The following is a 13,675-nucleotide window of genomic DNA, read 5'->3' as shown; positions in this document are numbered from 1 at the left end:
AAGGGGCTGGAATACGATGAGAAGAGCAATTTATTCTTTGACGCTCGGCGGGTTGGTCGCCATGGGCAGCGCGTTCGGCGCGCAAGCGGGCGATGTGACGAGCCCGGCTGCAGCCGTCTCCCCGTCGCTGGTGCCGAATGCGGCGTTCTTTGCCGGCTTTGGCGGCAGCTTCAATTCGGTGAAGTTCACCGACCAGAACGTCTATGCGCAGGGCGTCGCGGCGATCTTCGCCAATGAGGAATTGTACGCGGTCGGCGCCGCGGGCGGATCGATCAGCCCGGGCTTCGGGACCGAATCGGTATTCGCACCAAGCGTGCAAGCGGGTTATTTCAGCCATTTCGGCGACAGCCAATGGCTCTGGGGCGCCAAGTTCTCCTATAATTATCTCGGCGCCGAGGCGACGAGGGAGAACCTCGCCGTGCCGCAGGACGGCGGGTTCACCGGCGGCAACGTGGCATCGTTCACCGGCGCCGACTCGTCAACCGTAAGGCAAGCGAAGACCATGGCATATTTGTCGTTCGGCGAAGAAAGCGACTTCGTGGCCTAAATCGGGCGAAAAAGCGGATCGCCTTTTGCTGCTTAGGCGCCTAACGTTCCATGGCCCCGTATCAGGGAGCTGGGGGAAGCCATGACAATTCAATCTGTTCGGCCGTTCAAGGCGCGCGCGCGCTCGCTTGGCTTCGTCGCCTTGCTCCTGGGCAGCAGCGCCCTGACGCATCCGGTTCAGGCGCAGTCCGTGAGGTCGGTCGAGCCGACATCGTTCCAGACATTGAATTTCGGCACCAACGGCACCTTCCTCACAGGCATCCGCGACGACAACATCGTCGGCAATTACACGATTCCTTCGTCGGGCCAGACCGGCGGGCTCTACTACAACATGACCAGCAAAGCCTGGTCGCCGATGCCGGAGGCCACGGCCAACGGCGCGAATTTCCCCGGCGCCATCGGCTCGTCGCCCTACGGGCCGCATTTCGGCAACCCGGACGGCGTCCTGCGCGTGGTCGGCAGCTACAAGACGGAAGCCTCGAACCCGTTCGATCTCAGCTATCTCTACGACGGCGCTGCGGTGCCGGGACAGCAGATCACGAACCTGATCTATCCCGGCGCGGACACCGAGTTCACCATCGCGCACAGCACGTTCGGCAACCACGTGGTCGGCAATTACGACACCCGTTTCGCGACCGGCAACGCCTTCATCTACGACATCAATGCCGGCACCTACACGACCAACAACGTTCCCGGTGCGATCAGCACCACCGCCTACGGCATCTATGGCAACAAGATTGCCGGCGGCTACGGCGAGCTGTTCGTCGACGGCGTGCTCCATGCGGAGCACGGCTACATCTACGACATGGAAACCGGCACCTATGACACCTATGACCATCCAGGTGCCGTCGCCACGCATTTCGAAGGCATTACCGGCGCCGGGCAGCCCGGCGAGTACAACCTCGTCGTGAACTGGGTCACCGCGGACGGCGTCGTGCATCCGGCGGTGATGCATGTCGACGCATTCGGTGTGCATACTTGGCACAATATCGACATCCCCGGCGCGCTGGTCTCCTCGAACTCCGCCTATGGCGACAATGTCGTCGGCATCTATGTCGACGCGAACGGCATCAACGGCTATCTCGCCACCATTCCGGGAATCTACAATCCGACCCGCAACACCGGCACGCTGATCTCCGACGCCGACAATACCGCGGTGCTCTCCGGAGTCCGCGGCGAGGACCTCATCAACAGCGGCACCATCGAGGTCAGCGGCACGGCCGGCATCGGCATGCGCGGCGAGACCTATGGCGTGCTGAAGAACACCGGCACGATCACCGCGACCGGCCTTGCCGGTGCCGCGGCGGATATGCACGGCCGCGACGGCACGTTGCTCAACGAGGGCATATTGTATGCCACGCCTGTCGCCGATGCCCTGCGCACCGGACCGACCAGCGCCGGCACGATCATCGTCAACCAGGGTGTCATCGACGGCCGGATCGCCGCCACGGCGGGCGTGGGCAAGCGGTTCGAGAACAGCGGCCTGATCAGCGTGTCCGGAACCGGCGTTCCGATCACGCATCTGTTCGGCGGCACATTCGTGCAGACCGCGGCCGGCACCTTCAACGTCCGGATGCTCGACGAGGGAGCCGACACGCTCCAGATCGTCGGCACGGCCCGGCTCGCCGGTGCGTTGGGCGCTTCCTTCCAGACCCTCGACTTTGCCGAGAGCTACACGATCGTCGGCGCGACGCAGGGGATCACCGGGACGTTCGATACGGTGTCGATCACCGGCCTGCCGGACCTGTTCGCAGCCAGCCTCGACTATGGTGCGAACACGGTGACGCTCGGCCTCACCGCCGATATCGCCAGCCTGCCGGGCATGACGCGGAACCAGAACGCGGTCGCCTCCGCACTCGATGGCTACATCAACACCACAACGAACGGCATGCTGACCAGCCTGCCGACGGCGCTGGCCCCGCTCTACAGCCTCACCGCCGGCGAATTGCCGGGCGCTCTCTCTGCTCTGTCCGGCGAAGCCTATGCGAGCCAGCAATCCGTGCTGACCGGCAACAGCCTCTACACCCGCCAGGCGCTGCTCGGGCGTCTGCGCCAGGAAACCTACGCCGGCCAGTCCGGTCCGATGGCGGCCCTTTCCAATGGCGGCCCGGCGCTGGCCTATGGGCCGTCGACCACCTTTGGCGCACCGACGCCGAACATGGCGCCGAACGGTGCTGCCCCGACCTTCGACGGCACCGTCTGGGGACAGGCCTTCGGCGGCTGGAGCGATTACGACGGCGGCAGCGGCATCGCCGACGTGGACGCCGATATCGAGGGCATCATCGCGGGCGCCGACGTGACGGTCGAGAACTGGCTCCTCGGTGCGGCCATCGGCTACTCGCGTTCCACCGCCGACACCGACGCGCTGGCAAGTTCATCGGACGTCGACAGCCTGCTCCTGGCGCTCTATGCCGGCACCGGCTACGGGCCTTGGAACCTGCGCCTCGGCGCCAGCTACGCCTTCAACCAGATCGATGCGTCGCGAACCATCGCCTATCCGGGCTATGGCGAGCGGGCCGAGGCGGAATATGACGGCGGGACCGCCCAAGGCTTTGCCGAGATCGGCTACGGCTTCGCACTCGGGCAGCTGGCGATGGAGCCCTTCGCGGGGCTTGCCTACGTCAATGTCCACAACGACGGCTTCACCGAAACGGGCGCCGCGGCCGGACTGACCAGCGCATCGAGCTCCACCGATGTCGGCTATTCCTCGCTCGGTCTCAGGGTTGCGACGGACATCGCGCTTCCCAACGGCATGGCGTTGAAGCCCAATGCCTCGCTGACCTGGCAGTACGCCTTCGGTGACACCACGCCCGAGGCGCGGCTGGCCTTCGCCGCTGCGCCGGCCGCGGACTTCACCGTGTTCGGCACGCCGCTCGCGCAGAATACTGCGCTGGTGGAAATCGGTGCGGACCTCGCGCTCAACGAGCGGACGAGCTTCGGCGTCTCCTATCTCGGGCAGTTCGCCGACGACGTTACCGCCAATGCGGTACAGGCCAATCTGCGGTGGCAGTTCTAGCCGACACGCGACGGGATCCGCGGCCAGCTGGTCGCGGATCCCGGTTCGCCAGGCGTTACGACTTTTAGGTCCAGGGCGCGGGGAAGGTTCGGCGAGCCCTGACTCAGCACGTCGCACAGATCGTCGAAGCGCATCGGCTTGCCGAACAGGAAGCCCTGCACCCTCAAGCCAGCCGAGTACCGTTACCAGGCCTTCAGGGCGTTCCGCGCCAGCGCGTACCTACTCGGCATGGATCCGGAGGAGCTGCGGCACAAGCAGCAGATCATTCAGGCGACGCTGCCGCCCAAGCGGGCCTCGCGGCTCGATCGCTGGAACAACTAGCCGGCCGACGAGCCCTCGTCTGCCGGGCGATCGTCGAAGGCGCTGCCGGCATCTGACTGGTTCGGGCGTCCGTCGATCGGGGGCAGGGCCGCCTCGATGCGTTCGCGGAACGGCTCGAACTGTGCGGGCAGTTGCAGCGATCCGCCGAGTTCGGCCATCGTTTCGTCGACGGTGAAGCCCGGGATGTCCGTGGCGATCTCGAACAGCACGTGGCCCGGCTCGCGAAAATACACCGAGCGGAAATAGTTGCGGTCCAGCGGCTCCGTGGTGGTGACGCCGTGGTTCTCGGCGAGGCGCTCGACCATCGCGGCTTCCTCCGCATCGTCGGCGGCGCGGAACGCGACATGGTGCACCGAGCCGCCACCCTGGCGCGGCTTGAGGAAATCGCCGACGGCACGGATGTCGACGATACCGCCGAACGGCGCGCCGCTGTCGAAGCGGGTCAGGAAACCCTCGCTGGCGCTCTGCCTGAAGCCCAGCACGTCGGTCAGGATGGCGCCGGTCGGCCCCGCGTCCTCCAGCAGGAGGCTGACGGAGTGCAGACCGCGGAGCGCGTTCTCGGCCGGGATCCCGCCCGCGACATAAGCCGGCTCGGCCTCGATGCCGGGCACCGCGACGAGGGCGAGGCGCGTGCCGTCCGGGTCGCGGAAGGGCAGGACCGTCTCGCCGAAGCGCTTCTCCAGTCGCTCGTGGGCGACGCCCTTGTCGATGAAGCGATGCGTCCAGTAGCCGATGGCGCCCTGCGGCACGCGGAAGGCGGTCTCCTGCGTCTCGCCGATGCCGAGACGGCCGGGCGCGACATTCTCCCACGGAAAGAAGGTGATGATACTGCCGGGCGTGCCGGTCTCGTCGCCGTAATAGAGGTGGTAGGCGCCGGAATCGTCGAAGTTGACGGTCTTCTTGACCAGCCGCAGGCCGAGGACCCCCGTGTAGAACGCGACATTGCGCGCGGCCGCCCCGGCGATGACGCTGACATGATGGATGCCTCGGTTTGTCATTGTCGCATCTGCTCCGGTTGGCTGGGCGCTCGGTTCGCGGCTCAGGATAGACGCATTCCCGCCGTGTCGGAACGGTTCGGGCGAGGGGCGTCGGTCTCCGGTGACCGGCTCTATACGGACTTGTCGCGTCCTGCATTGTTTGCATGGCTGTGCGGGATCATGCGCCATCCCAGATTTGCCGTTGCCCGGCCGGCCGGCGGATGGAACACTGTGACCGAAGCGGCGATCTTGGCGCGGCCTTCCCAACCGAGGACCATCCGCTCCCGTGGATCTGCCGGATCTGATCGCCCGTTACGGGCTCCTTGCACTCCTTGTCGGCTCTGGTGTCGAGGGGGAAACGATCGTCCTCCTGGGCGGCCTGATGGTCCACCGCGAACTGTTCGGGTTCGGGCCCGCCGTGATCGCGGCCACGGCAGGGTCGTTTATCGCTGATCAGGTCTTCTTCGCGCTGGGGCGCCGGTACCGCGATACGGAATTCGTCCGGCGCATTCGCGACAAGGCCGCCTTCAAGCGCGCCCTGCAGACGTTCGAACGCTACCCGAACAGCTTCATCTTCGGCTTCCGCTTTCTCTACGGCTTGCGGACGGTCAGCCCGGTGGCCATCGGCACCACGAGCGTCTCGGCGTGGCGTTTCCTCGCGGTCAACGCCGTGGCTGCCTGCGTCTGGGCCATCACTTTCATCTCGCTCGGCTATCTGTTCAGCCGGTCGATCGAGGCGGTCATGGGTCAGGTCGGCTCGATCGAGCATTGGGCGATCGGCGGGGCGGTCGTCGTGCTCCTCGTGGCACTTGCGATCCGCTTCGTGCGCCGCCGCCGCGCGTCTTAGGTCAGTCGCCGGCGGTCCGCCCGCCGCGAAGCATGGTGCGGACAAAGGCTTGCAGGTCGAAGCCGGTCGTGGGGAAGCGTCCGTAGAGGTGCCGGTCGAGCGCGGACAGGGCCTCTCGGCGCGTGGCAAGGCGCGCGCCCGCCGAATGGGCGACGAGGCCGCGTGCCGCCAGCCGCGTCGCCGGCATATCGCCGCGGCGCGCGGCGCGGCGGAGCGCCAGGGCATCGCGATCGGGCATGATGCGCCGGGCCAGCCCGGCCAACTCGGCGCGGCTGCGCAGTCGGCGGCCCGGCAGCAGCAGCGCCAGCACTGCGAGGAAGCTGCCGGCGCCGGCCAGCAGCGCGGCGTTGGCGGTGAAGAAGCCAGCCATGCCGCCGGCTGGCGGCTCGGCCATCGCGGCGAACGCGATGCGTTGGGAATTGAGCACGATATCGCGCATCTGCCGCGTGGACGTGTCGAACCAGGGGATGTGAAAGGCCTCCAGTCGTCCCGGCTCCGACCCAACGGGGCGCATGCGCCATTGCCACACGACCGTCGAGACAGGACCGTCTTCCGTCAGCTCGACGCTGCGCTGTTCCGGCGCCACGAAGGAGATCAGCCACGGCGCCAGCATCTTCGGCGGCGGCGGAAGCGCGTTGGCCGGAAGGCCGGTCGCCTCGATCCGCACCGTCCGCGTCGCGGTCTCGCCATTGCCAAGCATCGCCGGATCGCGATCCCATTCGTCGCTGTAGGTCAGAGAGCGGGCAGGCAGCCACCAGGCGCCGGCATCGGCCGGACGCGGCTCGACCGCGACGGTCACCGGCGGCGACACGACGTCGTGGACGAAGCGTTCGCTGTTGCCGGCGACCAGCGTCAGGTGGTGGATGAAGGGCGCGATCGTCAGCGCGCCGGCGGCCTCCGGATAGAGCGCCATGCGCCGCTCGAAGACGGTCAGCTGGCGGCCCTCGATGCGCTGCGTCGTCCAGCTGTCGCGGCCAAGCTGCACCCAGCCGAAATTGCGAAGGTCGGGCTGTTCCAGCCGCTCGAGGCCGATGGTGACGTCGTAGAGACCGCGCACGGTGATGAGGATCATCTCGCCCTCGAAGGGCGTTGCCGGGAGGGGGTCGATCTCCACCGTCAGCCGCGCGTCGCGCGAGGTGATCTCCGGCGCGGCGGCGGCCGGCATAGTGAAGGCGAAGACGAGGATCAGGATCCGCAGCGCGAGAGCTACCATGCCGTGTCCTCCGGCGGGTTGGCGATGCCGAGATCCTCGCGCCGCTGCTGCTCGGCCTTGAGCCGCAGCTTCAGATAGAGACCGGGATCGTCGGCAAGCGTCGTCAGCCATGCCTCGCTGGCCGCTACCGCCTGGCCGGTGCGCGGTCGCACCACCGAGCGCTGCTCCGCCAGCGTGAGCGTGCTGGGGGGCGCCTGATCGGGCTGGGCCGCGTCGGCGTCCGGCGCGTCGGCCGTCGCCGCGATGCCGTCGATCGTGTTGGCTTCGCCGATCACCGGGTCGACGAAGCGGGCGACGAGATCTCGGTTGAACCGTGCATCGGCGTCGGTGGCATCGAGGAACAGCACGGCTTCGAAATAGGCGACGGACTCGTCGTAACGCCCGAGCGCCGCCAGCGACATGGCGCGGTTGTAGGTGGCGGCGCGTCCGGCTTCGCGGAACGCATCATCGGCCGCCGCGTAGTCGCCGGCCTCGAACAGCGCGACGCCCCGTGTCACGGGATCATCCGCCAGTCGCGCGGCGATGCCCGGCACACCCGCCGACAGCGCCAGCCGGGCGAAGGCGGCCGGGCCAGCGATGACGGCCGCCAGAATGGCGGCGGCGACGAACGCCAGGGGAAGGAGGCGCCGCATCTCAGCTCGTCCTTCGGAACAGTCCCAGCGCCGGGAACAGCGCCAGGATGAGGAGATAGCGGCCGTAATCGGTCACGAACAGGACAGCGTAGTCGCTGGATTCCAGCCGGCTCGCCGCGCGTTGCCCGATGCCTTCGGCGACGCTCCAAGGCTCGTTCGCCGCTGCATAAAAACCGTCGCCGGCCTCTGCCATGCGCTGCAGCCCGGCCGGGTCCGGCACCGGCATGTCGCCAGGGCGCTCTGTCGGCTCGACGAAGATCGTCGAGACATGCATCCCGGCCGCGCGCATCGTCTCGGTCTCCGCGACGGTGGCGGGCCCGAGGCCGTCGCCGTCGGTTATGAGGACGACGTCGCCGTTGAGGATGTTCGCGTCGGCGAGCGTCTGGCGGGCCAGCGCCAGCGCACGATCGGGGCGGCTGCCGGTGGCGGGCACGGTCTCGGCGTCGAGGACCGCAAGGGTCGAGCCGAGCGCCTCGGGATCGGTGGTGAAGGCCGTCGCGACGAAGGCGTCGCCGGCAAAGACGATGAGCATGACCGGCCGCGCCCCGGCACGCTGCAGCACCAGCTGGGCCGCCGCCTTCGCATCTTCGAGCCCGCCGCCTTCGGCGACCGAGCGGGATACGTCCATGGCGAGGACGATGCCGTCGAGATTGCGGAACGTCGGGGGGTTGGCGTCGCGCATGCCGGGCCCGGCAAGGCCCAGCACGATCGGCGCGGCGATCAGGATCGGCAGCCATGTCCGCCGGGCGGTGCCCGGCACGACACTGCCGAGACGCTGCATCGCCGCCAGCAGCCGCGGATCGACGGCCCGCTCCCAGCCGGCGAGGCCCCGCGACCGGCGCGCGACGATCATCGCGACGAGGGCGATCAACGGCAATGCCAGTAGCCAGTACGGTCGGAGCAGCACGAGGGCATCGCTCATGCCATGCGCCTTCCGCCGAGGATCAGGCCCAGCGACAGGAGCAGCGCCAGAATGCCGGGATAGATCCAGTAGGCGCGATGGATCTGCGCCGCCGGGCGGTCGAAGGCGCTGGTCTCCAGCGCGTCGATCGCGCCGGTCACCGCCTCGAGGTCGGCGGTGGTGCGGACGCGAAACGTCTCGCCGCCGCTCTCCTGGGCGATCGAACGCAGCGTTGCCGTGTCGACCGCATCGCGGGATTGCGGCGCGGTCTCCAGATCCTCCGGCCCGAGCGCGATGGTGTGGACGCGGATGCCGAGCCGGCTGGCCAGCGCGCCGGCGTCATCGGGCTGCACGGTCCCGGCATTGTTGGCGCCGTCGGACAGGAGGATCACCACGCGTGAGGCGGCATCGGAGCGTTCCAGCCGTTTCATCGCGAGGCCCAGGCCGTCGGCGATGGCGGTGGAGCGGCCGGAGATGCCGATCACCGCCTCGTCGACGGCGCGGGCGACTGATTCGACGTCGAAGGTCAGCGGCGCGGCGAAATAGGCAGTCTCGGCGAAGATCACCAGGCCCACGCGGTCGCCGGCGCGGCTGCGCACGAAGCTCGATGCGACCCGCTTGACGGCGTCCAGGCGTGAGACCGGCGCGCCGTCGAGGACGAAATCCTCCTTCTCCATGCTGCCGGAGAGATCAATCGACAGGACGATGTCGCGGCCGCTGGTCGGCAGCGCCGCGACAGGCTCGAGACGCTGCGGGCCCGCGAGGGCGACGACGAGGGCCAGCCACAGCAGTGCCGGTAGCAGCCGTCGGGCACGCACCCTGACGCCATCGGCCGATCCGGCGGTGAGCCGCTCGGCGATCGAGGCCGGCACGATCAGCGCCCCGGTGGCGGCGCGGCGTGGCGGCAGCAGCAGGAGCGCCAGCAGCGGCAAGGGCAACGACAGGAAGGCGTACGGAAAGGCAAAGCTCCACATGCTCATGCGCCCCGTCCCGACCGGGGCAGGGAGCCGGCGAAGGTGAGAATCGCGGTGTCGATTGCGTCCGGATCGTTGGCGCCGCCGGGCCGGTAGAGCGCGTCGCCTATCGCAGCCTTCGCCCGTGTCAGCGCAGTGGCAGTATTGGCGGGCCGGCGGCTTGCTTGTTCCTTGCCCGTCGACAGGCGGTCGAGCAGCACGGCCTGGCGGAACAGCCGTTTATCGGTCGGCAGGTCTTTGGCCGCGGCCAGTTTGCGCCGGGCAATCGCCAACGGCGTCTCCTGCCGGCGGGTGGCAAGCCGCAGGACGGCCAAGAGCACCAGCGCCGCCAGAATGCCGAGCGCCACGGCGGCAAACACGTCCGGCCACGCGAAGGCCTGCAGTTCGGGCGGCAGGCGCACCGGGCGCAATTGGGCGAGCAGGTCAGGATCGGCCGGCATCGACACCCTTTGCCAGTTCGACCAGTGACTGCGCCATCGCTTCGGGATCGGCATCGGCATCGATCGTCCGGACCTCGGCGCCCAGATGTTCGAGCCGTGCGATCCGCGGATCGGGATCGGATCGCTCGCGGCCGGTGACGAAGGCCCAACGGAGCGCCGAGCCGGCTCCCGACAGATAAGGATAGGCGCCGCGCGGCGGAGCGGTCTCGAACCGGTCGCGGACGAGCAGCGCCACCAGCCTGGCCCGCCGGCGAAGTGCGGCCATCAGTGCATCGAACTCCGCGCCCGGCTCGTCGAGGCCGGTGGCGAGAAAGAGCGTGCCGTCGCGGGGAACGAGCGACACCGTCGCCTCCAGGGCCGTGGAAAGGGCGGGTTCAGTGCGGCGTCCGGCAGCAGCGGCTTCGATCGCCTCCGCGTGGGCTCGCGCCAGGCCGCCGGCGACGGCGGCCATACCCCGTTCGCGGCCCTGCGGCGCGATGTAGAGGGGTGCGCCGGCGCCGATCGCGAAGATGCCGACCCGCCCGCCGGCCTCGATCACCCGCCAGCCGGCGAGGGCGAGGGCCGTTGCCGCCGCCACCGACCGCAGCCGGCCTTGCGTGCCCCATAGCATCGAGGGTCGGAAGTCGGCGACCAGCAGCGCGGTCTTCTCCCGCTCGTCGCGAAAGGTCCGCACATGCGTCCGGCCGGTGCGCGCCGTCGTGGCGGCATCGACGTGGCGGCTGTCGTCGCCCTCCGAGAACGGCCTGACGTCGACGATCTCCAGCCCGTTGCCGCGGCGCTTGCCGGCAAAGCCGCCCGGGCGGCCGGTCGGCGCCAGCCCGCGCTCCGGGATGTGGCGGACGAGATGGCGCAGCCGGAACAGATCGTCCGCGTCGACCTCGGCGCCGCTGTTCGCCGCCTGCGGCAGGATGCGGCTCATCAGAGCGGCTGGACGATGTCGAGCAGTCTTGTGACGAGACTGCGTGCCGTCACCCCGTCTGCCGCCGCCCGCCATGTCGGCACCAGCCGGTGGGCGAGAATGTCGGGCGCGAGCTCGGCAACGTCGTCAGGGACGGCGTGATCACGGCCATGGAGGAAGGCACGGGCCTTGGCGGAGGCGGCGAGGGCGAGCGTGCCGCGCGGCGAGACCGGATGCTCGATAGCCCGGCGGATTTCCGGCGCCGGCTGCTCCTCGCGCGTCGCCATCACCAGGCGCACGATATAGTCTTTGAGCGCCGGGGCGAGATGGACGTTGGCCGCCGCGCGGCGCGCCGCGACGATCGCGGCGGCGGTGACCGGGTGCGGCATGCTCGGCGCCGCGCCGCTGGCCTCGCGCTCGACGAGGTCGAGGATCGAGAGTTCGGAGGCGGCGTCCGGCATGTGCACCAGCACATGCATCAGGAAGCGGTCGAGCTGCGCCTCGGGCAGGGGGAAGGTGCCCTCGTGCTCGATCGAATTCTGGGTGGCGACGACCATGAAGGGTTCGGGCAGGGGATAGGTCACGCCACCGGCGGTCACCTGATTTTCGGCCATCGCCTCGAGCAGTGCCGACTGCACCTTCGGCGGCGCGCGGTTGATCTCGTCGACCAGCACGAGGGAGTGGAAGACCGGCCCTTCGACGAACTCGAAGACGCCGCGCTCGGGCCGAAACACCTGGGTGCCGGTGAGATCGGCGGGCATCAGGTCTGGCGTGCACTGGATGCGCGAGAACGAGGATTCCAGCCCGTCGGCCAGCCGCTTGACGGCGCGGGTCTTGGCGAGGCCGGGAGGGCCCTCGATCAACAGATGACCGCCGGTGAGGAGGCCGATCATCAGGCGTTCGACGAGCGGCTGGTGACCGATCAGCCCGGCTTCGACCGCCCGCTGCAGCGCCGCGAGCGCGTGATCCCCATCACGGTCCGCGATAGCGACCTCGCTGGAGCGTGGCTGGACGGGTGATAGATGCATGGCACTGCCGATCCTGACGGATTTTCTTCAGCCCGTGGGTCGGTGCCACTTCCCCCAGACTCACCCATTATGTCGCAAGCCTCCGCGCAAGGGTAGGGGACGCTTTCCCTTCCTTAGCATATCTCCCGCCGGGTGGCCGGCGATGAATCGAACTGGTACCGCGTATTCCATGTTCTTCACGGCCGACACGCATTTCACCGATCCCCGCATCCTGCGCATCGACCGGCGACCGTTCCCCGATCTGGCGGCGCATGACGAGGCGCTGGTCGCATACTGGAACGAGACCGTAGGCGAGTATGACGTCGTCTGGCATCTCGGCGACTTCGCGCGCGGCGACGCGGCCGCCAAATCGGCGCTGCTGGCGCGGCTGAACGGGCGCAAGCAGCTGATCGTCGGCAACAACGACGACAGCGCCACGACCGAGGCGAGCGGATGGGAGAGCGTCCAGACCTACAAGGAAATTACCGTCGATGGCCGATTGCTCATCCTCTGCCACTACGCGTTCCGGACCTGGAACCAGATGGGCAAGGGCGCCATCGACCTGCACGGGCATTCGCACGGCAAGCTGAAGCCGCAGACGCGCCAGTACGACGTCGGGGTCGATGCGTGGGACTTCAGGCCCGTGACGCTGGCGCAGATACTGGGGCCGCGACGTCGGCGGATAGACCCGGCCGCTACTCAGAGGCCGGGCTGAACCGATCAATCAGCGGCGGGCGTCAGCTGTCGACCTCGGAGACGTCGTCGCCGCTCCAGTCGGCGCCGACGAGGTTGTTGCCCGGCTCGCCGACCCGGACGCTGGTCGTGCTGTAACGCTCGTAAGCGGGACGCTGCGCTTCCGACAGGGCGAATGACGCCACGACGGCGATGATGCCCGCTATCAGAATTCCCGAAAGGATGGCTTTCACTGGTTCACTCCGGGGCTGTCTGGGGTCGTCGCCGGGGCGGCGGGAGCGGCCGTCTGCTGGTACTGCAGGTCGAGGGCGGCGAGCGTGATCAGCGCCGGCGGCATGTCGACCCCCTCGCGGCGCATCGACCGGGCAGCCTCCTGGCATCCCGCGATATCGTTCGCGTCGGCGAGGGCCTGGCCTTCCTCGAGCGTCATGGTCGGCGCCTTCTTCTCGACCTCCGGCGATGCCGGTATCGGCGCGCTGAGGCCGGAAGTCTGCGGCGCATTCTGGCCCGAGCCCTGGGCTACTGGCGCATTGCCGTCCTGGGGTGCCTCGACCGCGGCGCCGGCCTGGTTGGACGAATCCTGAGCCGAGCCGCCTTCTGCCTCCTCCGCTGCTGCTGGCTGTCCATCGGCGGCCTGTGGCTGCGCCTCGCTGTCCAGCGCGCCTTCTTCGACAGGTGCCTCGGCGTCGCCCGGCGCAGCCGGCGGTGCCTCGGCCGTGTCAGTCGGCGCCGCCGGTTCAGGCTGGCCGGACGCGGCCGGCTGACCCGCAGCCTGGTCGGCCGGCGCTGCCGCTGCCGGTTGGCCGGATGCGGCCGGAGCCGCCTGGCCCTGTGCGGCCGGAGCCGCAGCCTGACCCGATGCCGCCGCCGGCGCGGCAGGCGCGGCCTGGCCTGCCGGTGCAGCAGCAGTCTCGGGCGGCTCGGGCGTCAGGAATGTCACCAACTCCGTGCACAGATTGGCAGGGCCGGATGTGGCCGCCGAGGCCTCGGCTGTTCCCGTTGCTGCCGGCGCGGCGGCGGCAGGTGCCTGACCGGCGGCGGCGGGCGGTGCGGGCGTCTGCGTCGCAGACGGTGTTGCCGCTGCGGGCGGAGCCTCTGTCGCCGCGGCAGGCGGCGCCGGGGTGGTCGCAGCCGGCGGCGTCTGCGCCAGCGCGAGCGGGGCGGCCGTCGAGGCGGCGAGAAGCACGATCAGTCTGGTAAGGCGCATCTT

15 protein-coding genes are annotated in these 13,675 nt (G+C 69.0%); 5 read left to right on the top strand and 10 right to left on the bottom strand.

What is annotated here, in order from left to right; translation table 11 throughout:
* The first annotated feature begins 37 nt into the window (after positions 1-37).
* From GTW51_RS01450 to GTW51_RS01440, 3 genes are all read left to right on the top strand, one after another.
* Positions 38-547: a hypothetical protein gene (locus GTW51_RS01450; RefSeq protein WP_163042096.1), complete on the top strand. Its 510-nt coding sequence runs from the start codon at positions 38-40 to the stop codon at positions 545-547.
* An 81-nt stretch (positions 548-628) separates the two neighbouring features.
* On the top strand, positions 629-3,562 hold the full coding sequence (locus tag GTW51_RS01445; protein ID WP_163042095.1) for an autotransporter family protein: 2,934 nt from the start codon (positions 629-631) through the stop codon (positions 3,560-3,562).
* A 138-nt stretch (positions 3,563-3,700) separates the two neighbouring features.
* Positions 3,701-3,883, top strand: a complete 183-nt coding sequence (locus GTW51_RS01440) for a hypothetical protein (RefSeq protein WP_163042094.1) — start codon at positions 3,701-3,703, stop codon at positions 3,881-3,883.
* On the opposite strand, the gene GTW51_RS01435 is transcribed toward GTW51_RS01440, so the two are convergent.
* On the bottom strand, positions 3,880-4,881 hold the full coding sequence (locus tag GTW51_RS01435) for a ring-cleaving dioxygenase (RefSeq protein WP_163042093.1): 1,002 nt from the start codon (positions 4,879-4,881) through the stop codon (positions 3,880-3,882). The genes GTW51_RS01440 and GTW51_RS01435 overlap by 4 nt on opposite strands.
* 265 nt (positions 4,882-5,146) lie before the next feature.
* Here GTW51_RS01435 and GTW51_RS01430 point away from each other — a divergent pair, with 265 nt between their 5' ends.
* On the top strand, positions 5,147-5,707 hold the full coding sequence (locus tag GTW51_RS01430) for a VTT domain-containing protein (protein ID WP_163042092.1): 561 nt from the start codon (positions 5,147-5,149) through the stop codon (positions 5,705-5,707).
* 1 nt (position 5,708) lies between these two features.
* Here the strand turns inward: GTW51_RS01430 and GTW51_RS01425 are convergent, their stop codons facing one another.
* The 7 genes from GTW51_RS01425 to GTW51_RS01395 are packed head-to-tail and all read right to left on the bottom strand — an operon-like array spanning position 5,709 to position 11,793.
* Positions 5,709-6,920 carry a BatD family protein gene (locus GTW51_RS01425; protein WP_163042091.1) on the bottom strand — a complete coding sequence of 404 codons (1,212 nt, stop codon included), beginning with the start codon at positions 6,918-6,920 and terminating at the stop codon, positions 5,709-5,711.
* Entirely contained in the window at positions 6,914-7,552 is a 639-nt protein-coding gene (locus GTW51_RS01420) for a hypothetical protein (RefSeq protein ID WP_163042090.1), read from the bottom strand. Before GTW51_RS01420 ends, GTW51_RS01425 begins: the two co-directional genes overlap by 7 nt.
* Position 7,553: 1 nt before the next feature.
* Positions 7,554-8,474 (bottom strand): vWA domain-containing protein, encoded by a 921-nt coding sequence (locus GTW51_RS01415; RefSeq protein ID WP_163042089.1) that lies wholly within the window; start codon positions 8,472-8,474, stop codon positions 7,554-7,556.
* Positions 8,471-9,433, bottom strand: coding sequence for a VWA domain-containing protein (locus GTW51_RS01410; RefSeq protein WP_163042088.1), 963 nt, complete (start codon positions 9,431-9,433; stop codon positions 8,471-8,473). Before GTW51_RS01410 ends, GTW51_RS01415 begins: the two co-directional genes overlap by 4 nt.
* On the bottom strand, positions 9,430-9,867 hold the full coding sequence (locus GTW51_RS01405; RefSeq protein ID WP_163042087.1) for a hypothetical protein: 438 nt from the start codon (positions 9,865-9,867) through the stop codon (positions 9,430-9,432). The genes GTW51_RS01410 and GTW51_RS01405 overlap by 4 nt, the downstream gene beginning before the upstream one ends.
* Positions 9,851-10,786 carry a DUF58 domain-containing protein gene (locus GTW51_RS01400; protein WP_246232483.1) on the bottom strand — a complete coding sequence of 312 codons (936 nt, stop codon included), beginning with the start codon at positions 10,784-10,786 and terminating at the stop codon, positions 9,851-9,853. Before GTW51_RS01400 ends, GTW51_RS01405 begins: the two co-directional genes overlap by 17 nt.
* Positions 10,786-11,793 (bottom strand): AAA family ATPase, encoded by a 1,008-nt coding sequence (locus GTW51_RS01395; RefSeq protein ID WP_163042086.1) that lies wholly within the window; start codon positions 11,791-11,793, stop codon positions 10,786-10,788. Before GTW51_RS01395 ends, GTW51_RS01400 begins: the two co-directional genes overlap by 1 nt.
* Before the next feature lie 142 nt (positions 11,794-11,935).
* On the opposite strand from GTW51_RS01395, the gene GTW51_RS01390 reads away from it, so the two are divergent.
* On the top strand, positions 11,936-12,487 hold the full coding sequence (locus GTW51_RS01390) for a metallophosphoesterase family protein (RefSeq protein ID WP_163042085.1): 552 nt from the start codon (positions 11,936-11,938) through the stop codon (positions 12,485-12,487).
* Positions 12,488-12,509: 22 nt separating this feature from the next.
* On the opposite strand, the gene GTW51_RS01385 is transcribed toward GTW51_RS01390, so the two are convergent.
* Both GTW51_RS01385 and GTW51_RS01380 read right to left on the bottom strand, forming a co-directional pair.
* On the bottom strand, positions 12,510-12,698 hold the full coding sequence (locus GTW51_RS01385; protein WP_163042084.1) for a hypothetical protein: 189 nt from the start codon (positions 12,696-12,698) through the stop codon (positions 12,510-12,512).
* Positions 12,695-13,672, bottom strand: coding sequence for a hypothetical protein (locus tag GTW51_RS01380; protein WP_163042083.1), 978 nt, complete (start codon positions 13,670-13,672; stop codon positions 12,695-12,697). Before GTW51_RS01380 ends, GTW51_RS01385 begins: the two co-directional genes overlap by 4 nt.
* Positions 13,673-13,675: the final 3 nt, after the last annotated feature.

Origin of the sequence: Aurantimonas aggregata (assembly GCF_010500835.1) — a bacterium.
Classification (GTDB): Bacteria; Pseudomonadota; Alphaproteobacteria; order Rhizobiales; family Rhizobiaceae; genus Aurantimonas; species Aurantimonas aggregata.
This window is presented reverse-complemented; position numbering and strand designations above follow the sequence as displayed.